Annotated in this window: 13 protein-coding genes; 10 read left to right on the forward strand and 3 right to left on the reverse strand. The window is 67.8% G+C overall.

The window, feature by feature from the left end:
* Positions 1-23 precede the first annotated feature (23 nt).
* The 6 genes from VKA86_08505 to VKA86_08530 all read left to right on the forward strand — a co-directional run bounded on the left by VKA86_08505 (position 24) and on the right by VKA86_08530 (position 9,408).
* Complete coding sequence (locus tag VKA86_08505; GenBank protein HKK71246.1) at positions 24-146, forward strand: hypothetical protein; 123 nt, start codon at positions 24-26, stop codon at positions 144-146.
* A gap of 1 nt (position 147) precedes the next feature.
* Complete coding sequence (nuoK, locus tag VKA86_08510) at positions 148-459, forward strand: NADH-quinone oxidoreductase subunit NuoK (GenBank protein ID HKK71247.1); 312 nt, start codon at positions 148-150, stop codon at positions 457-459.
* Positions 460-477: 18 nt separating this feature from the next.
* Entirely contained in the window at positions 478-2,595 is a 2,118-nt protein-coding gene (gene nuoL, locus VKA86_08515; protein HKK71248.1) for an NADH-quinone oxidoreductase subunit L, read from the forward strand.
* Between the two features lie 42 nt (positions 2,596-2,637).
* The gene (locus tag VKA86_08520) at positions 2,638-4,155 is read left to right on the forward strand and encodes an NADH-quinone oxidoreductase subunit M (GenBank protein ID HKK71249.1); all 1,518 of its coding nucleotides are present in this window, start codon (positions 2,638-2,640) and stop codon (positions 4,153-4,155) included.
* A 12-nt stretch (positions 4,156-4,167) separates the two neighbouring features.
* The gene (locus tag VKA86_08525) at positions 4,168-5,652 is read left to right on the forward strand and encodes an NADH-quinone oxidoreductase subunit N (GenBank protein HKK71250.1); all 1,485 of its coding nucleotides are present in this window, start codon (positions 4,168-4,170) and stop codon (positions 5,650-5,652) included.
* 234 nt (positions 5,653-5,886) lie between these two features.
* Positions 5,887-9,408: a C25 family cysteine peptidase gene (locus VKA86_08530; protein HKK71251.1), complete on the forward strand. Its 3,522-nt coding sequence runs from the start codon at positions 5,887-5,889 to the stop codon at positions 9,406-9,408.
* Between the two features lie 27 nt (positions 9,409-9,435).
* Here VKA86_08530 and VKA86_08535 read toward each other — a convergent pair whose 3' ends face one another.
* From VKA86_08535 to VKA86_08545, 3 genes are read right to left on the reverse strand one after another with little or no spacing between them, the layout of a single operon-like run.
* Complete coding sequence (locus tag VKA86_08535; GenBank protein ID HKK71252.1) at positions 9,436-9,999, reverse strand: NUDIX hydrolase; 564 nt, start codon at positions 9,997-9,999, stop codon at positions 9,436-9,438.
* A gap of 23 nt (positions 10,000-10,022) precedes the next feature.
* Positions 10,023-10,886 carry a DNA methyltransferase gene (locus VKA86_08540; protein ID HKK71253.1) on the reverse strand — a complete coding sequence of 288 codons (864 nt, stop codon included), beginning with the start codon at positions 10,884-10,886 and terminating at the stop codon, positions 10,023-10,025.
* A 26-nt stretch (positions 10,887-10,912) separates the two neighbouring features.
* Complete coding sequence (locus tag VKA86_08545; GenBank protein HKK71254.1) at positions 10,913-11,788, reverse strand: phosphotransferase; 876 nt, start codon at positions 11,786-11,788, stop codon at positions 10,913-10,915.
* A gap of 177 nt (positions 11,789-11,965) precedes the next feature.
* Between VKA86_08545 and VKA86_08550 the strand changes: the two genes are divergently transcribed.
* The 4 genes from VKA86_08550 to VKA86_08565 all read left to right on the forward strand — a co-directional run bounded on the left by VKA86_08550 (position 11,966) and on the right by VKA86_08565 (position 19,932).
* Positions 11,966-14,197: a DUF5916 domain-containing protein gene (locus VKA86_08550; GenBank protein ID HKK71255.1), complete on the forward strand. Its 2,232-nt coding sequence runs from the start codon at positions 11,966-11,968 to the stop codon at positions 14,195-14,197.
* A 345-nt stretch (positions 14,198-14,542) separates the two neighbouring features.
* The gene (locus VKA86_08555) at positions 14,543-15,736 is read left to right on the forward strand and encodes a metallophosphoesterase (GenBank protein ID HKK71256.1); all 1,194 of its coding nucleotides are present in this window, start codon (positions 14,543-14,545) and stop codon (positions 15,734-15,736) included.
* Between the two features lie 2 nt (positions 15,737-15,738).
* Complete coding sequence (locus VKA86_08560) at positions 15,739-18,600, forward strand: AAA family ATPase (protein ID HKK71257.1); 2,862 nt, start codon at positions 15,739-15,741, stop codon at positions 18,598-18,600.
* 33 nt (positions 18,601-18,633) lie between these two features.
* On the forward strand, positions 18,634-19,932 hold the full coding sequence (locus VKA86_08565; protein ID HKK71258.1) for a glucose-6-phosphate isomerase: 1,299 nt from the start codon (positions 18,634-18,636) through the stop codon (positions 19,930-19,932).
* Positions 19,933-19,964 lie beyond the last annotated feature (32 nt).

Raw genomic sequence — 19,964 nt, forward strand, 5'->3', positions numbered from 1 at the left:
AGATCACACCCACCACCAAGGAGATCGGGCGGGGCTTCCTGACCGAATTCCTGTATCCCTTCGAGTTCGCCAGCGTGCTGTTGCTCATGGCGATGATCGGAGCCGCCATGATCACCCGCGAGCGCCGGTCGGAGGAGGACGAGTAGCATGGAGAGCGTCGGACTCACGCATTACCTCGTGCTGTCGGCCTTCTTCCTCGCCGCCGGGGTGTTCACCATCCTGAGCCGGCGCAACGCCATCGTGATCCTGATGGGTGTGGAGCTGGTGCTGAACGCGGCCGCTCTGAACTTCGTGGCCTTCGGGCGTTACGTAGCCGGTGGGCTCACCGGTCAGCTCATGGCCGTGTTCGTGATCGTGATCGCCGCCGCCGAGGCGGCGGTGGCCCTGGCCATCGTGTTGGCCGTCTTCCGCAACTTCAACACCGTGCACGTCGACCGGGTCGACCGGTTGCGGAACTGACCGGGAGAGGGAAGTCACATGGACCCCCTGATGACGAGCGCGATCGCGATCCTCGTGCTGCCGCTCCTCAGCTATGTCCTGCTCTTCTTCTTCGGCGAGAGGCTGCCGCGGCGGGGTGACTGGCTGGGCATCGGACTGCTGGGCGTGACCTGGATCCTGGCGCTGCGGATCTTCGCGCATTTCTGGACCCACGACACACCGATCGAGCAGAGCTGGAACTGGCTGACCGTGGCCGGGTTCTCGATCGACTTCGGGATCCTGCTCGACGGGATGTCGGCCGTGATGCTGGTGGTCGTGACCACGGTGAGTTTCGTGGTCCACCTATTCAGCAGCGGCTACATGTGGGGAGACCAGCGCTATTCGCGCTACTTCGCGTTCCTGGGCTGGTTCACGTTCTCCATGCTGGGCCTGGTGCTCAGCAACTCGCTCTTCTTCCTGTACGTGTTCTGGGAGCTGGTGGGAATCGCCAGCTACGTGCTGATCGGGTTCTTCTTCTTCAAGCACTCCGCGGCGAACGCGAACAAGAAGGCCTTCCTGGTCAACCGGGTGGGGGACCTCGGGTTCTTCCTGGGCATCCTGCTGTTCTTCACGGCGATCGGCGAGTTCCAGTACGGTGCCCTGTTCGAGGGGGTTCAGGAGGGCCTGATCGGTGGGTCGACCCTGACCTGGGCCGGTGTGCTTCTCTTCCTGGGCTGTGTGGGCAAGAGCGCGCAGGTGCCACTGCACGTGTGGCTGCCCGACGCCATGGAGGGTCCCACGCCCGTGTCGGCCCTGATCCACGCCGCGACCATGGTGGCCGCCGGTGTGTACATGGTCGCGCGCCTCTTCCCACTCTTCTCGCCCGACGCGCTGATGGTGATCGCCTACACGGGGGGCGTCACGGCGATCTTCGCCGCGACGATCGCGATCGTGCAGACCGACATCAAGCGCGGGCTGGCCTACTCGACCATCAGCCAGCTCGGCTACATGGTCATGGCCGTGGGCGTGGGTGGCGTCATGGCCGGGATGTTCCACCTCACCACACACGCCTTCTTCAAGGCCTGCCTCTTCCTGGGCTCGGGGGCGGTGATCCACGCAATGCACCACACTCAGGACATGCGATCGATGGGTGGCCTGCGCCGGAAGATGCCGATCACCTTCCTGGCCTTCCTGGTGTCGACCCTGGCGATCAGCGGGGTGCCGCCCTTCGCGGGGTTCTGGAGCAAGGACGCGATCCTGGCCTCGGCCCTGGCCTTCGGCATGACGAACCACGGGGTGCACTACCTGCCCTTCGTCTTCGCCCTGCTCGCCGCCTCGATCACCGCCTTCTACATGTTCCGGATCGTGTTCCTGACCTTCCTGGGCGAGCCGCGCGACCGCGAGAAGTACGACCACGCCCACGAGGTCAGCTGGCGCATGACCACGCCGCTGGTGATCCTCGGGATCCTGGCCGTGATCGGCGGTGGCTTCCCCGGGACCGGTTGGTTCGACCGCTTCGTCGAGGACCCGGCGGTGGCGCAGGCCGGCCACGACATCGAGCTGCACCTGGCCGACGACGCCGCCCACGAGGTTCCGGCGGGTGCCGAGGACCCGCACGTGGTCGACACGCACGCCGAGACCACCCCGGCGGCACCGACGCACGCCGCGGAGACCGGGGCGCACGCGGACGACGGCCACCACGACATCCATCACGTGGCCCACGGCCGGGCCATGGTCATGAGCCTGATCGCGGCCGGCCTGGGCATCCTGCTGAGCTGGCTGACCTACGGGCAGCGCCTGATCAGTAGCGCGGGCATGCTCCGCGCCCTGCCGGGCGTGCACCGCTGGTTGTACGGCAAGTATTTCGTCGACGAGTTCTACGGGGCCACGGTCGTTCGGGGGACCCTGAACCTGTCCGCGGTGGCCGGGTGGTTCGACAAGTACGTGATCGACGGAATCGTCAACGGCGTCGGCGCCGTGGGGCGTTGGTCGTCGGTCCTGAGCGGTCAGACCGACCGCTGGGTCGTCGATGGTCTCGTGAACGCCACGGGCGACGTCCTGCGGTCGATCGGCAGCTGGCTCTCGAGCTGGCAGACCGGCCGCGTGCAGAACTATTTCCTGGGCCTCGTTACGGGGCTGGTGGTGTTGATCCTGGTGGTGCGCGCGGGCTGGCTGTAGCCGCCGCACGCGCGTCCTCGTTTCCGGAGAGGTGACGGGTCCATGCTCGAACTCGCTCAGGGAGCCGAGAGCTCTCTGCTGACCTGGATGACCTTCGTGCCCCTGTTGGGCGCCGTGGTGATCACCCTGTTGCCATCTGCGCAGAAGCAGTTGCACCGGTACGTCGCCCTGGCGTTCACGGCCGTACCCGTGGTGCTGGCCGTGTTCCTGATGATCGGTTTCGATCGGACGACGACCGACATCCAGTACCACACGCAGGTCTCGTGGATCAGCGCCTTCAACATCGAGTACTTCGTCGGGGTCGACGGGATCTCGGTGACCATGATCCTGCTCACGGCGCTGCTCAGCTTCCTGTGCGTGATCGCCAGTTGGGGGATCCAGAAGGCAACGAAGGGCTACTTCGCGCTCTTCCTGTTGCTCGAGACGGGCATGATGGGCGTGTTCATCGCCCTGGACTTCTTCCTGTTCTACGTGTTCTGGGAAGTGATGCTCCTACCCATGTACTTCCTCATCGGGATCTGGGGCGGGCCGCGCAAGGAGTACGCGGCGATCAAGTTCTTCCTCTACACCCTGGCCGGCAGCGTTCTCATGCTGCTGGTGATGATCGCGTTCTACTTCAACATCAGCGATCCGCTCACCGGCGAGAACACCTTCAACATGCTGCACATGATGAACCAGGCGAACCACGGGGACTGGTTGTCGACGCCCGACATCCGGCACATCCTGTTCCTGGGTCTGTTCATCGGCTTCGCGATCAAGGTCCCCATCGTTCCCTTCCACACCTGGCTGCCCGACGCCCACGTCGAGGCGCCGACGGCCGTCAGTGTGATCCTGGCCGGCGTTCTGCTGAAGATGGGCACCTACGGCATCCTGCGGATCTGCTTCCCCATTCTGCCCGACGCCGCAGCCTGGTTCTCGTGGCCGCTTGCGATTCTCGGAGCGATCAACATCGTCTACGGGGCGATGTGCGCGCTCGCCCAATCCGACATGAAGCGTCTCGTGGCCTACTCGAGTGTCAGCCACATGGGCTACGTGCTTCTCGGCATGGCCGTGTTCAACGAGGCCGGGATCACCGGCGCCGTGCTGCAGATGTTCAACCACGGCACGATCACGGCGATGCTCTTCCTGATGGTCGGTGTGATCTACGATCGGGCCCATCACCGCGAGATCAATGGTTTCGGTGGGCTCGGAACACAGATGCCCCGCTACACCACCGTGTTCTCGCTCGCCCTGTTCGCCGCGCTGGGTCTGCCCGGCCTGAGCGGCTTCGTGGGCGAGGCCCTGGTCTTCGTCGGCGCCTTCAGCGTGTACAAGACCGTGACCATCGTCAGCGCGATCGGAATCGTGTTGGGTGCGGCCTACGTGCTCTGGATGCTGCAGCGCGTGTTCCTGGGCCCGACCAACGAGAAGTACGCCGACCTGCCCGACATCAGCCGGCGTGAGCTGGTGAGCGTGGTGCCGATCGGCATCGTCGTGATTCTCTTCGGCGTGTACCCGCCGCCGCTGATCGACATGATCAAGACCTCGCTGGTGCATCTGATCGGGATGATCCCGGGCTAGGAGCCGAGAGCCGTGAACTTCACCTGGCTCGACCTGAGCTACTACATTCCCGAGCTGATCATGCTCGGCACCTTCATCGGGTGTCTGGTGCTGGACCTGATCCTGCCCCGGCGGACGTCGTTGGTGTTCGGGAAGTTGATCGTGGGAACGCTGCTGGCCACGATCGTGGCGCTGGTTCGTCCGCCCGTCGGAGAGCACTACATCTTCGGCCAGATGATGGTCGTCGACGGGTTCTCGCACTTCTTCCGTCTGGTGTTCCTGGGCATCACACTGGTCGCGGCGATCTTCAGCTACAGCAGTCGCGAGATCATGGGCCGCGACCGCGAGCACCAGAGCGAGTACTACGCCATGCTCGCCCTCATGGCTTTCGGCATGATGAGCATGGCCAGTGCCACCGACCTGATCATGCTGGCGCTGACCATCGAGCTCGTGTCGATCACCAGCTACGTCATGGCCGGCTTCGCCCGCTTCAGTCTGCGCAGCAGTGAGGCGGCGATGAAGTACGTGCTGTGGGGCGCGGTGAGCAGCGGCATGATGTTCTACGGAATCAGCCTGTTCTACGGGCTGACGGGGGCCACGGGTTACGACGCGATCCGGGACGGCCTGGCCGTGTCCCAGGCGGGCGACGTGACCCTTCTCGTCGCGATCCTCTTCGTCATGGCGGGCATCGGATACAAGATCAGTGCGGTTCCCTTCCACTTCTGGACGCCGGACGTCTACGAGGGTGCGCCCACGCCGGTCACGGCGCTCTTCGCGGCCGGTCCGAAGGCAGCCGGCTTCGCGCTGATGATCCGCTTCTTCTACACCACGCTGACCGGCGCCGATGGCGCGGTTGGCTTCCAGGTGCTGCGCGAGGTGCAGTGGGACATGGTGTTGGCCGTCCTCAGTGCGGTGACCATGACCTGGGGCAATCTGGCCGCCATACGGCAGAACAACGTGAAGCGCTTGCTCGCCTACAGTTCGATCGCCCACGTGGGATACCTGCTCATGGGCTTCGTGCTGCTCACCCAGAGCGGTCTGCAGGCGATCCTCTTCTACCTGCTGATCTACGCGATCATGACCCTCGGGGCCTTCCTCGTGGTGATCGCTCTGAACAACCGCCTGGGCAGCGAGGACATCGAGGACTATGCCGGGCTCGGATTCCGCGAGCCGCTCGTGGCCGGGTCCATGTTCGTCTTCCTGATCAGCCTGACGGGCCTGCCGCCGACGGCCGGCTTCATCGGCAAGTTCTATCTCTTCGCGGCCGTCGGCGAGATGGGCATGTGGTGGCTGGCGATCCTCGGAGTGCTCAACAGCGTGGTGAGCCTCTACTACTACATGCGGATCGCCAAGGCGATGTACTTCACGCCGTCGACGGAGCAGGGGCCGCTGAGCCTGGCCGTGCCCCACGTCGTGCTCGTCGTCCTGCTGGCCATCCCCACCGTGATCTTCGGTCTCTACTGGGCGCCGTTGAAGGGCCTGGCCGACCGCAGCGTCCTCGGCTTCTGGGGCGGTTGATCCGCCCCGGAGCCGGGACCCCACGGGGCTCCACTCCGCGAGTCGGCTCGTCCTCTGATGCACGCGCATCGTCTTCGTCCGGCATTCCGGGCCGATCTCCACCGATTGTGTGACAGCGAGCGATCCCTCGGTGGCTCGCCTCCTTCGCGGTGATCTAGAGTCGTCGCGCCGTTCTGTCGACGTCGACACCGGCATTGCGGCTCCCGGTCGATTCACCCACCGTGGAGGCCCCCTATGCGTCGCGCCCTCTTCCCGGTCCTGGCCCTGCTGTTCTTCGCGACCCCCGGCTGGTCGGCCGCACCGCTCATCCTCGACCTCGGTTCAGAACCGGGGATGCGAGTGAGCCGGGTGTCGAGCGTCGAGCTCCGGGTCGAGGTCGATGTCGGTCGCCTCCGGTTCTTCGACGTCGAGACCTCGGAGGGGACGTTCACCCAGATGGTGATCCCGGGCTTCCACCGCAGCCGCGACGTCGGGCGCCCGGCCGTGCCCGTGATGAACCGCCTGCTGGCGATTCCGGACGGTGCCGCGGTGACCGTCGACGTCGTCGAGGCGAAGACCCGAAAGGTCCCCCTGGACGACATCGGCGTCGGCCACCGTCTGATGCCGGCCCAGCCCAGCCTGTCCAAGAGCGAGGATCCGACCCGACGACCCCTCCGTTTCGACGAGCACGCGTATGCCACGCCGGTCACACTCGACGACGTCGACGTTGCACGCATGGTCGTCCAGGGGAGGCTCCGCGCCCTGGACTTCGGACGCCTCGAGGTGCAGCCGGTGGCCTACGATCCGGTCGCGGGGGTCCTGGAGATCGCCGAGAGCCTGCAGTTGCGGGTGCGGTTCGACGGGGGGCGCTCCGGTACGACGGCGGATCTGCTCGCCCGCACCCGGAGTCCCTTCTTCGACGGGATCTACGACCGCTTGGCCGCCAGCAAGGGCCTGCACGACTCCTATCCGGACGTGGTGCGCAACGAGGTGACCTTCGTCGTCGTCACCCCGCCGGAGTTCGAGCCGGTGCTCGAGGACTTCCTGGCCTGGAAGGTCGAGCGCGGCTTCCGCGTCGAGGTCGGGTTGATCGGTTCGCCCGGGGTCGGCAGTACCACGACCAGCATCCAGGACTACCTCCACGGCCTGTTCCACGGGGCGACGCCGGAGCGACCGGCACCGAGCTTCGTCCTCTTCGTCGGCGACGTGGCCCAATGTCCCACGTGGACGATCGACGGGAACGCGACCGACCGCCCCTACTGCACCGTCGACGGGGACGGAATCCCCGACATGTACTACGGCCGATTCTCGGCCACGAACACGTCCGAACTGCGGGCGATCGTCGACAAGACGATGACCTACGACACACTGTCGATGGCCGATCCGAGCTACCTGGGCGACGTGGTCCTGATCGCCGGCGCCGACGCCAGCTGGGCGCCCACGCACGGCAACGGCACCATCAACTACGGCAGTGACAACTACTTCGATGCCGCACACGGCATCGCGGCCGACGTCCATCTCTACCCGCAGTCGCAGTACGACGCCGCGTCGATCGTGAGCGAGGTGAGCCAGGGTCGAGGCTTCGTCAACTACACCGCGCACGGCAGTCGGACGAGTTGGGCCGATCCGAGCTTCACGCAGTCCGACATCGCCGGGCTGCAGAACGTCGACGAGTACGGTCTGGTGATCGGCAACTGCTGCCTGACGTCGACCTACGACTACGGAGAATGCTTCGCCGAGTCGTGGTTGCGTGCGCCCGATCGGGGCGCGATCGGGTACATCGGCGGATCGAACTCGACCTACTGGGACGAAGACGTGTACTGGAGCGTCGGCTCGACCTCTTCCATCACGGCCGACATGCCCTTCGAGAGTACGGGTCACGGAGCCTACGACGGCCTCTTCCACGATCACGGAGAATCCGAGGCTCAGTGGTACGTGACGGCGCACGCCGTGGCCTTCTGCGGCAACCTCGCCGTGCAGGAGTCCGGCTCCGGGCTGACGAGCTACTACTGGGACATCTACAACCTGATGGGGGATCCGTCGTTACCCGTGCACGTGGGCGTGCCGGCGACCAATCCCGTTGTCCATGCCGACAACCTGGTGGCGAACCAGACGTCGGTCACCGTGTCCGCCGCTGCGGGGAGCTACGTGGGTGTGAGCCAGAACGGCGCGCTCCTCGGAGCGGCAACGGTCCACGCTGGCGCAACGGACGTGACCATCGACTACCTGCAGTCCCTGCAGGCCGGTGTCCCCGCCATGGTCGTGGTGACCGGGCAGAATCTGGTGCCCTACGTGGCCGAGTTGCCGGTGGCGGCGCCGAGTGAGGTCACCATGGTACCCGCCGAATTCCCGGCCGGGATTCCGACCGAGGTCGATCTGCGCGTCCTGCGCAACGACGGCGTGACACCGATCGCCGACGTCGAGGTCCGTGTGAGCGATCCGATGGAGTACGTCGCCACTGCCGTCACCGACTCGGCCGGCCGCGCGAGCCTGACCCTCGAATATCCCTACGGCGCTGCGCTCGGTGTCCGCGGAACCCACCCCGTCGAGGGCTTCCTGTTCGACGAGGGACTCACGGTGACCGCCGCACCGCTGGTGGAACCCGATCTCACCGTGGGCACGGAGCTCGGATTCCAGGATCTGTTCGGCATGAACCTGCAGAGCACGATCGTGGCCCGTTGCGGGACCCCGGGTGCGACGTTGGTGGCCTACGTCCCGGGTCTCGGGCGCATGGAGTCGGTCGACGACACCCTGGTCTGTACACCCACCGAGGGCGGCGAGGTCCGCGCCTTTCTCCTGGCCTCCGGCCACGAGATCCACGCCGAGACCTTTCCCGTGCTCACCCAGGGCAGCGTTCGGGGCACGGTGCAGCTCGAGGGCGAGGTGGACTTCTCCGGGGTCGTGTTGACCGCATCGCCGGGAGGAACGAGTACGATCACCGCGGCCGACGGGAGTTACCTCCTGACGGAACTGGGGGCCGGCGAGTACGTGCTGACGGCCGAGCGCGAGGGCTTCTCGGTCGGCACGGTCCCGCTCACGGTGGCCGAGGGCGAGCACCTCGACGGCATGGACTTCCAGCTGTCGATCGTCTACGAGACCGAGGCCTGCGTCGAGCCGGCGCTGGCCATCCCCGACGACTTCGTCCGCGGCGTGACCTCGACCCTGGACGTCGGGTCGGTCGGCGAGATCACGTGGGTCCGGGCGCACCTGGACCTCACCCACACCTACCAGGGAGACCTGATCGTCGAGCTGGTCTCGCCCTCGGGCACGACGGTGGTGCTGCACGACCGCAGCGGGGGGTCGACCGACGACATCGTCGGCTGGTACCCCGATCCCCTGACCCCGGCCGAGGGCCTGGGCGCGTTCGTCGGCGAGGACATGGGAGGATCGTGGCGTCTGCGGGTGAGCGACAACGCCGGCCTCGACACCGGAACGCTGAACTCGTGGTGCGTGAACCTGGGCTACGCGGGCGGCACGGTCACCGCCGCGAAGACGCCACGGCCGCTCCGCCTCGAACGGAACGTGCCGAACCCCTTCAATCCGACGACCACGATCGGCTTCTCGATCCCGGTTGAGACCGAGGTCCGGCTCACGGTCTACGATCTCCGTGGCCGCCGGGTGGCGACGATCGTCGACGACGTGCTACCCGGCGGGCGACACCGGAGTACGTGGAACGGGTGCGACGACCGTGGACGCCCTCTGGCGAGCGGGACGTACTTCTACCGGCTCACGGCGGGGGAGCGGACGCTGAGCCGGAAGATGCTGTTGTTGAAATAGTCCTCGGGCGGTTCGTCCTCCGCGTTCCTAGCCGAGGCCCGGTAACAGGTCGGGTCGCCGGGTCGCCAGCCACCAGATCCCGCACACCACCAGGGCGTGGCGGATCCGGCCGCTGGCGATCGCGCCGGGAATCTCGCCCACGGGCATGGTTTGCACCTCGATGTCCTCGCCCACGTCGAGCTCCAGGTCGTGGGCGGACCGACACTCTTCGACGAGATAGGTGTGGCAGAGGTTTCCCAGGATCGCGGGGTTCGGCTGCACGGCACCCAGCGACGTGACATGCGTGCCCTCGTACCCCGTCTCCTCGCGCAGTTCGCGCACGGCAGTGTCGCGGGGGTCCTCGCCGGGGTCGACGATCCCGCCGGGGATCTCGAGCGTGACGTCGTCGATGCCGTGGCGGTACTGCTCCACGAGCACGAGTTCGTGGCCGGTGGTCACGGCCACCACGTTCACCCAGTCGCGGGTCTCGAGCAGGTTGATGTCGCGGACCACACCGTTGCGCGGATTGCGCATCATCTGGAGGGTCAGGTCGAAGATCCGGGTGCGCGCCACCGTCTCCTGCGACAGGCGTTCCCACTTCTGGACGGCCATGGTGTCTCTCCGGGAATCGAGGCTCAGTCGCGGTCGGAACGGCGGCCCTTCGGGCGCCGGGTCGAGGGGTGTCCCGTCCCGGCGCGGGAAGAGGTCTTCTTCTTCGATCGTCCACCACGCTTCTTCTTCGGTGCCCCGTGCCCCGACCGGGCCGAGACCTTCTTCGCCGGCTTCGGCTTGTACATGATGAAGAGGTAGTTGAAGCCCCGCAGGAAGAAGTTCCCCTGTGCCGCGGCATCGTGCCAGTTCTGGCGCGCGAGCGACTTGTTGTGGCGGACCACCGCCACGATGTCCTCGCAGAGGAACAACTGGCTGAGCATGGAGAAGAGTTTGAACCCGATCGGTTCGAGAGGTGAGCCCTTCTTCGCACTGTCGCTCACGTACAGGGCCATGTGCCGCTCGGGCTTGAGCACACGATGGATCTCGAGGATCACCTTCTCCATGGCTTCGTAGTAGGCGTGCCCACGACGCGCGTCGAGCTCGCCGATGCACTCGGGCCGGCCGGAGTACTTCACGTGTGTGGAGTAGGGAGGGTCGACGAAGACGAAGTCGGCCTTGCCGGTCTCCAGGGGCAGTGTCCGAGCGTCGGCGCGGAAGACGTCCTCGCGTGTGGGCTCGACGTCGTAGGCGAGTGCCCGACGGTTCAGGTCGCGGGCCACGTCGAGCGTGGTCCCACTGCCCGCCATGGGATCGACCACCAGCCACTTCTCCCGCGTGTAGCGCTGCAGGAGGTTCCAGATCACGTAGCTCGGCGTCGCGCCGGCGTAGTCGGAATCGCCCTGGCGACCCCGGCCCGCCCCCCCGCGGTAGTTCTGCGAAGGGAAATCCCACAGGGTGGTCGTCATGAGCGGAACGTTCGGCGTGGCGGTTCGTTTCTCGCGGGCCAAGGCCCACCTCGTTTCTCGGACGGCGATCAGGTGAGCCCGCGTCCGGGTTCGCGTCCCACGGCGAAGACCTGGGTCGCGACGGCGGCCGGGCGGCGCAGGGCGTCGAGCCAACGGGTCCAGCGGTCCCGGACCTCCATTTCGCGCGCCTGCTTGTGTTCGTGCAGGCGGCGTTCGAGTTCCCGGACCAGCAGCTCGCGGAACACGGGCTCGCGCGGCGGGAGTCCGCCGGCGTCGACGTACGACTCGTAGAACACACGGCCGAGATGGGGCCGGGGTTCGGCCTCGCAGATCGCCATCTCCACGAGGTCTGCCTCGGGCGGGCCCCAGGCGCAGAAGCTCCAGTCGATGACGCCGCTGATGGTCCAGCCGTCGTGGGCATGGCCCTCGACCAGCAGATTGCCCAGATGGGCGTCCCCGTGCAACAGGCACGTCTGGGAAACGGGGGGATCCACGCTGATCGTGCGGATCACCGAGGGATCGTCCGGGCCGCGCTCGACGCGGTGGAGGGCGGCCAGGGAGCGGCCCAGCTCGATGCAGATCCGGCTGAGATCGGGATTCCCCCCCGTGTCTCGTCGGAGTGCGCTGGCCCGTGTGCCCGGCAGGATGGGTTCGAGGCTGGCCTCGGGCAGGTCGATGGCCGGGAGCAACTCCGCGGGATGCGGAGCCGGCAGCACGCGGGAAGCGCGGAGTGCGGCTTCGGCCTCGGCCTGCAGGACCGGCCGGAGTCGGTCGATGAACTCGACGCGAGGCAGGCGCAGGAGACGCATCGGTCCGTCGTCGAGTTCGACCACGAACAGGTGGTGCTGGCTCCCGGTCCCGGCGGGTTCGACCTGCCGGGGCGCATACCCTCCACGGATCAGGACGTCACGGGCGCGGTCGGACGCGGTGTCGGGCGTGGTCAATCGGTCTCCTCGTGTGGGCAGTGAGTGTCCCCATGGTAGCCCGAGCGCCGTTTCCCGAACAGGGACGAACGGTTCCACGTCGTCGCGTGACGTGCGGCCGGCCGTCCCCTAGACTCGACCGCGTTTCCCCGTCGTGCGCGGCATCGCGACCGCCGTACGAGGCCCCCGGAAGATCGCATGATGTCGTCATCGATGTACGGCCAGTGGGCCGCCCTCGTCACCTTCGTCCTCCTGATCGTCGTCGGCGCCACCCCCGCGACAGCGGCACGCCAGGCCGTGGCGGTACGGGTCGACCAGGCCCCCGCCCTCGACGGATGGTTGAGTGACCCCGTCTGGGAGCGGACGCCCCCGACCTCGGATTTCGTGCAGCAGCGGCCCGACACCGGCGCCCTCTCGACGGCGACGACGACGGTCCGGTTGGCCTTCGACGACGACGCGCTGTACGTCGGATTCCGGTGTGACGAGCCCGACTCGGCCGGCGTGCTGGGTCGAGCCCTGGGACGCGACAGCGATTTCGCCGACGAGGACTACTTCCGGCTGGTGCTCGACACCTTCGACGACGACCTGAGCGCCTCGGTCTTCACCGTGAATCCGAACGGCGCGCGCAGTGATCGGCTGGTGCGCAACGAGGGCGAGTACCAGAACCTCGACTGGGACGGGATCTGGTCGGTCCGCACTCAGGTGACCACCGATGGCTGGCAGGGGGAAATCCGTGTTCCGTGGCGGACGCTGCGCTTCCCGCGGCGCGACACGCTGTCGATGGGTGTGAACTTCGAACGCCAGCGCCGGCGCGTGAACGAGCAGAGCCACTGGTCGGCGGTTCCGCGGCAGTTCTCCGTGTACCGGGTGGAGCTGGCGGGCCAGATGTCGGGTCTGCGCGCGATCGACCCCGGACGCAACGTCGTCGTGCGTCCCTACGTGCTCGGCCGTGCGAGTCGTGGGACCTCCTCCGACTGGAAGACCGACTCCGAGGTCGGTCTCGACGCGAAGGTCGGTCTGGGTCCGTCGCTCACCCTCGACCTCACCCTGAACACCGACTTCGCGCAGGTCGAGGTCGACGACCAGATCGTCAACGTCACGCGCTTCGACGTGGAATTCCCCGAGAAACGCGAATTCTTCCTGGAGAAGGCCAATCTCTTCCGCTTCGGCTCGGCACGGAACCAACTCTTCTACAGTCGAACCATCGGCCTGGACGACGAAGGACGGACCCTTCCCATCGACTACGGTGCGCGGCTGACCGGACGCATCGACGAGACCGAGGTCGGAATGCTCGCGATCGAGCAGGGCGATGCCCGCGGACTCCCCACGCGTCGCTTCGGGGTGGTTCGTCTGCGTCACGACGTGGGCGCGCGGTCGAGTGTGGGACTCCTGGTCACCCACCGCAACTCGGCCGACGACGGGACCGTCGACGAAGCCGACGACACGGCGATCGGCGTCGATGGCGACCTGAACCCGACCGACCGGCTCCTCGTGTCGGGATACACGGCCTTCAACGAGCGGCGGGGCAACGGGCCCGACAAGTTCACATGGGGTGCCCGCGCGCGTTGGAGCCATCCTTCCTACCGGATCACGGCCCTGCACGAGTCGGTGGGGAGCGATTACGATCCCGCGACCGGCTTCGTCAACCTGCGCAGTGCACCGGGTGTCGGCGTGAACGTCTACGCGGGCGGACTCACCCACGCTCCCGAGCCGAACCTCTCGTGGGTCCGCCGTTTCGAGAACACGGTCGAGATCTACGTGCTGAACCGTCGCCGTGGCCCCCTCGAAGCGCGCTACCTCTTCGCGGGGAGCACGCTGGTGGGGCCTTCGGAGGAACGCGTGGGATTCTACTGGGAGCGGGACTTCGATCGGCTGTTCGGTTTCGGATTCCCCCTCGGCCCCAATCCCGACGACAGCTTCGACCTGGTCTTCCCCGCGGGCGAGTACACCTACGACTACCTCGGGTTCGAACTCCAGACGGATCCCAGCCACTGGTGGACGGCGCGGGTCGACGGCGTGACCGGGGAGTTCTTCGACGGCACGCGCACCAACGTGAACACCCGGCTCGACGTGCGCTTCGCACCTCATGTCGAGATCGGTGCGACGACGATCTCCGAGCGCATCGAACGCGATGCCGAGAATGGCGGAAACCAGCGATTCGACAGCGATCTGCTGCGTTTCCGCCTCGGCGTGGACCTGAACACCTCCTTCGGTCTCGACGTCTTCGCGCAGTACAACAGTGAACGGCGCCTGGCCCTGTCGCAGGTGCGCGCCCACTGGATCTTCGGCGACGAGAGCGATCTGTACCTCGTGTTCAACGATGCGCGTGACGCCGACATCATCGTCGGTAGCGAGCGGTTCCGCGTGGACCTCGGCGATCGCCGACGCAACGACTGGACCCTGAAACTCTCGTACTCGCACCAGCTCTGACGCCACGAAAACCGTTGTCGTCGGTCGGGATCATCTCTATTGTTTGGGGCGTCCAGGTGAATCGCGACGGCACACGCGTCAGAGCCGCGACACCGACAGAACAGCCACGCGATGCAGCGCAGAGGAGATCGCCGGGAGCCCAGGCTGCAAGAGGACTCCCATGAAACGAAGTCTCCGATGCGCGAGCAGGGAAGACGGAAGCCCTGCGTCCTGCCGGCGGTCGATCTCGACCGCCGGCTTTTTCCGTCGGTGGAGCAGCGTCTGCACCTTGGCGATCGCTCCCCGCGGTGCTAGACATCGCCGGGTCGGGGAGACTCTGGACGAAGCCTCGAGCGAGGTGCGGACGTGCGACCGCTTCGATTCCTGCAGCTCGGCGACGTGCACTTCGGTGCACCGATGCGCGGCGGGCGACTGCGCCTCGATGCCGAGGCGGCGCGCACGCGCGCGCGCGAACGTCGGGCCGCCTTCGCGCGCGCCTTCGAAGTCGTGATCGAACGCGAACTCGACGGCGTGCTCGTCCCCGGCGACCTGTTCGACGACGAATCCATCGACACCGACACGCTGCGTTTCGTCGCACACACCATGCAGAGCATCGCCCCGCGTCCGGTCTTCGTGGCCCCCGGCAACCACGATCCCTACGGCGGGGCATCGCCGTATCGCACGGTGGGACAGGAAGATGCGCGTGGGGTGCGGTGGCCCGACAACGTGCACGTGTTCGCCCACGCCGATTTCCGGACCGTTGCCTGGCCGGGGCGCGACGACGTCCACGTCACCGGAAGCGGTGTGGCCACCAACTCTCCCGACGCGACACGAGTGCTGCGCGAACGTGTCGCGCGGGAGGGCGACGGACTCCACCTGCTCCTCTTCCACGGCAGTCGCGACGACGGTCACTTCCTGCAGCCCGAGAAGGCCACGCACCCCTTCTCGCGCGAGGAATTGCTGGCCCAGGACTTCGACTGGGTCGCTCTGGGCCACTACCACCAGCGCGACGTGATCCTCGACGATGGCGGTCGCGCCCGGGCGGCCTACGGTGGGTGCCTGATCGCCGGTGGGCTCGACGAGTGCGGCGCTCGCGGTGCGCTCGTGGTGGACCTCGATCCCGGATCGACACACGTCGAAGCGCTGCCGCTCGATCCGCGGCAGATCCACGCGGTCGATCTCGACATCACCGGCGCGGAGTTCACCGAGGAACTCCGCGCACGCCTCGATCGCGCCCTCGAGAGCGCAGGTGTTCGCGCCCAGGACCTGGTGCACGTCCGCGTCCTCGGTCGGCGCGCGCGGGGGCTGGACCTGCGCGCTCTCGACCGCCACGCCGCCGACACCTTCCACCTGCGGATCGACGCGTCACGCGTCCGGGCGGCGGTCGACCCTGCCGAGTTCCCCTCGCTCGAGGACGCCGTGACCACCGAGGAGCGCTTCGTCGCGACCCTGCGCGACGACCCCCCGCGAGACGTCCCTGCGGATCGGGTGCACCGCGCATTGCTCTACGGACTCGACGCGCTCGAGCACGGCCGGCTCGACGCGCGGTACGAGGAGTGACCGTGCATCTGCTGCAGCTGGACATCCGGGGCTTCGGACGTCTGCGGGGGCGTGTCCAGCTCGATGCCGGTGACGGTGCGATCGGACTCCTGCTCGAGCGGAACGAAGCCGGCAAGTCGACGCTGGCGGCGGCCCTGCTCGCGGCACTCTACGGTCTCGACGGCGACCGCCGGCGCTTCCGCGGCACGATCACCGACCTCGACCGCTACCGTCCGTGGTCGGAGGGTGCCTACGGGCTCGCACTGACTCTGCGGCACGAGGGCCGGGAGTACACCGTCGACCGTGACTTCACGCACGGCACGGTGCGCGTGCTGTGCGGTGCCGACGACGTGACCGATCGCTTCCGTCGCGGACACGCGGTGGCCGTGGGGGAGACCTTCACCGGGCTCCGGCTCGAGCAGTTCACGGCGAGCGTCTTCGTCGGGCAGGGCGATGTCGTCTGGAACGATCCCGAACGCCTGACCGAAGCCCTGCAGCGCGTGGCGGACACACAGTCCGGCCGATCGACGGCGGCGGCTGCGGTCGAGGCACTCGATCGCGCGCTCGACCGCTACGACGGCCTCACGCTGGCACAGCCGGGCAAGGTCGACACCGAGATCCAGCGCTGCGAGGCCGTGATCGCCGAGGCTTCGTCCGAACTCACCGCACTCGAGACGGGTCACGCGGCGCTCGAGGAGCCGCTCGCCGCTCTCGAACGGAGCCGCGCGGCTGCTCTGGAGGACGACCGACGACGACAGCGACTGCGGCTCCGCCGATTGCGCACCGAGCACGCAGCCGTCCGACGCGTGCTCGACGACGACACGGCCGTGGCCGACGAGATCGCGTCGTTGCGTTCCGCTCTCGACACCGCCGCCGAACTCGACACACGGCTGTCCGAGCGCCGTACACGCGTGCAGCAACTGCGGCGCGAGCACGAGCACCGTGCGCACGATCTCGAGCGCGAACACGAGGAGCTCCGCCGCGCCGACGCCGAGATCGAAGCACAGGAGGCGGCGGTGCGGAACACCGGACTCGCGTACGTGCCTTCCGACGACGAGATCGATCGCCTGCACGACGCCGCGCGCCGGCTCGCCGACGCGGGCGAGGAGCACGAGACCTACCTGCGGCGTCTCGACGAGGACCGCACGGCGCTCGCTGAGCTCGGTCATGATCTCGACGAGGTCCTGTCGCTGGCGCATGCCTTCGAAGGTCTGACCGACGCCGACCGCGTGCTCCTGGTGGGCCGCGGCGCCCGGCGCGGTGAACGCGACGCCGCACGGCGTGATCACGACAGCATCCTGGATCGGGCTGCCCACACGCTCGAAGACGTGGCCCGGGCGCGTTCGCGACGCCGACGTCTGGGGTGGGGTGTGCTCGCCCTGGCCTTCGCGGCGACGGCGGTCCTGTTCGTCGCCGGTCCCCGGCTTCCGGCACCGCCCGCGGTCCTGCTCGTGGCCGCGGCGTCCCTCGCCGTGGGCGGCGGGGTGATCGGGCTCACTGCTCCTCGGCACCGTGGGCGCGACGCAACGGTCGCGCGGGCCACGATCGAAGCCGCGTCCGACGCCCGGGAACGACTCGACGCCGAGGAGAGCGAGGAAGAGCGGCGATGGATCGCCCTGGCCGCTCGTGTCGGCATCGATACCACCGACCTGGCGTCACGCTACGCGACATGGTGTCGTGTCGAGCACTACGCCCGCAGCGCGTCGGTGCATCGCGCACGCGCCGACGAATGGCGTGCGACGCGGACTCGCGCGCTCGACGCTGCCGGTGGGTTCGAACAGCTGTTCGGCGAGTCCGCCCTCGAAGTGCGGGTGGAGTCGTGGGTCGATCGTGCCCGGGCCGCACGCGCCGAGAGCGAACGTCTGGACACCGTGCGTCGGCGCGCCGACGCACGCCGGGAGCAACTGCGGGAGCTGCAGGTGCGGCATCACGAGCACGAAACGGTCCTGCGCGAGGAATGCCGCGCACTCGGTGTCGACGTCGACGGCCGACCACTCGGCCAGGTGCTGGCGGACTTCGAGACGCTCGTCGAAGACGGGCGTGGGCGGGAGGAGATCCGCGAGCACCGGATCCCCCTGCTCGAACGTCGGCGGCTCGACCCGGAAGGGCGCCACGCCCACCGGGACCGTCTGCGGGCGATCGAAGCGGAGATCGAGACCCTCGAGCCCGCATTCGTCGACGATGAGGACGCGGAGCGTCCCCTCGACGCCACCGACTACGAGGAAGCACTGAGCGCGCTCGACGAGAGAGCCCGTCGCAGTCGGTCCGAGGACGAAGTGCGCCGCGACGAGACCCGCAGCTTCCTCGCCGAATACGAGACGCGCGCGCCCGACCTGCGCGAGCGCATCACCTCGCACGAGCGGGCGCTGCAGCGGGCCCGTGAGCACCGGGCGGCGGTCGAGCTCGCCCGCGACACCCTCGCTCGTCTCGGGCAGCAGACGCACCGGCTGTGGGCCGCGTCGATCCAGCGGACCACGGGAGACTTCCTCCGCCGGATGGGCAGTGAGGTCGACGAGGTGCGCTTCGACGAGAACCTGGGCCTGAGGATCCGGCAACACGATCGCGTGTTCACGGGGCACGAGGCGGCGCGTATCCTCTCGGCGGGAGCGCTCGACGCGGTGTTCCTGGCCGCGCGGTTCGCCGTGGCCCGGTTCCTGGGGGGCGATCGAGACCCTCTACCCCTGGTCCTGGACGATCCGCTCGCGAACGCCGACGATCGGCGTCTGCTCGACACCTTGCGTCTGCTGATCGAAGCGGTCGCTCCCCAGCAGCAGGTGCTGCTCATGGCCTGCCAGCGCTCGCGTTACGAATGGGCGGCGTCGCGACTCGAGCGACCCGATTCCCTGCGCGCGCTCGAACTCTCCACCGACGGCGTTCCACGCTGAGCCGGTGTGCCCCGCGATCCCGGAGGTCGTTCCGTGTCTCTTCTCGTCTCCCATTCCAGTGAACACCTCGGCCGCCTCCACGACGATTCTGCCCGGATCGTCGCCGATCCCGCCGTCCTGGAGGCCGCACGGAGCATCCGCGAGCGTCGTGGTCTCGGTCACGACATGCTCGGGTGGCTCGATCTGCCTTCTCGCCGCGACGACCTGCCACGCCTGACGGACACCGCGGCGCGTCTGCGCGAGGAGATCGACACGCTCGTCGTGATCGGCATCGGTGGCAGCTACCTCGGAGCGCGCGCCGTGCTCGAGGCCACGGCATGGCGCCGCACCGACGACCCCGGTCCGCGCGTGTTCTTCGCCGGCCACCATCTCGAGGCGCACGAACTCGGGGCCCTGCTGCGAGCACTCGAGGGCCGCGAGGTCGCGGTGAACGTCATCAGCAAGAGCGGGACGACCACCGAGCCGGCCATCGCCTTCCGGCTCCTGCGCAAGTACCTCGAAGACACCTACGGCCCGGAGAAGGCCGCACGCCGGATCGTGGCCACCACCGACGCCGATCGCGGAGCCCTGCGCACCCTGGCCGAGCAGAAGGACTACACGACCTTCGCCGTTCCCGACGACGTCGGCGGGCGCTTCTCGGTGCTGTCGCCGGTGGGGCTGGTGCCGCTCGCGGTGGCCGGATGTGACGTCGAGGCGTTGCTCGACGGCGCGGGAGCGGAGCTCGTCCGCTGCCTCGAGGGCGACGCCACCGACGTCCCGGCGGTGCGCTACGCCGCGCTGCGTCACGCGGCCTACCTGCAGGGCACGGCGATCGAGGTCCTGGCGTCGTTCTTCCCCTCGCTCCACCAGGTGTCCGAGTGGTGGAAGCAGCTGTTCGGCGAGAGCGAGGGCAAGCAGGGCCGGGGTCTCTTCCCCGCGTCGGTCGACTACACCACCGACCTCCATTCCATGGGCCAGTACCTGCAGGACGGTCGACGTCTGTTGCTCGAGACCTTCCTCGACGTGGCCGATCCGCCCGCGGGCCCGGTGATCCCCAGCGACAGCGACGACCTCGACGGTCTGGAGTACCTGGCGGGTCGCGGTGTGGCCGAGGTGAATCGTGAGGCACTGCCCGCGGTGGCCGAAGCGCACGCGAGCGGCGGCGTGCCCTCGCAGGTGGTGACGCTTCCCGACCTCGGGGAGTCGAGCCTCGGAAGCCTGCTGGCCTTCTTCGAGTTCTCGGTCGCGGTGAGCGGGCGTCTGCTCGGTGTGCACCCCTTCGACCAGCCCGGCGTGGAAGCCTACAAGACGAACCTCTTCCGCCGCCTGGGCAAGCCCGGTTTCGCGGACTGACGCTCCGGCCGGTTGGCCGGGATCCTGCCTGG

It is taken from the genome of Candidatus Krumholzibacteriia bacterium (assembly GCA_035268685.1).
In the GTDB taxonomy this organism is placed as follows: Bacteria; Krumholzibacteriota; Krumholzibacteriia; order JAJRXK01; family JAJRXK01; genus JAJRXK01.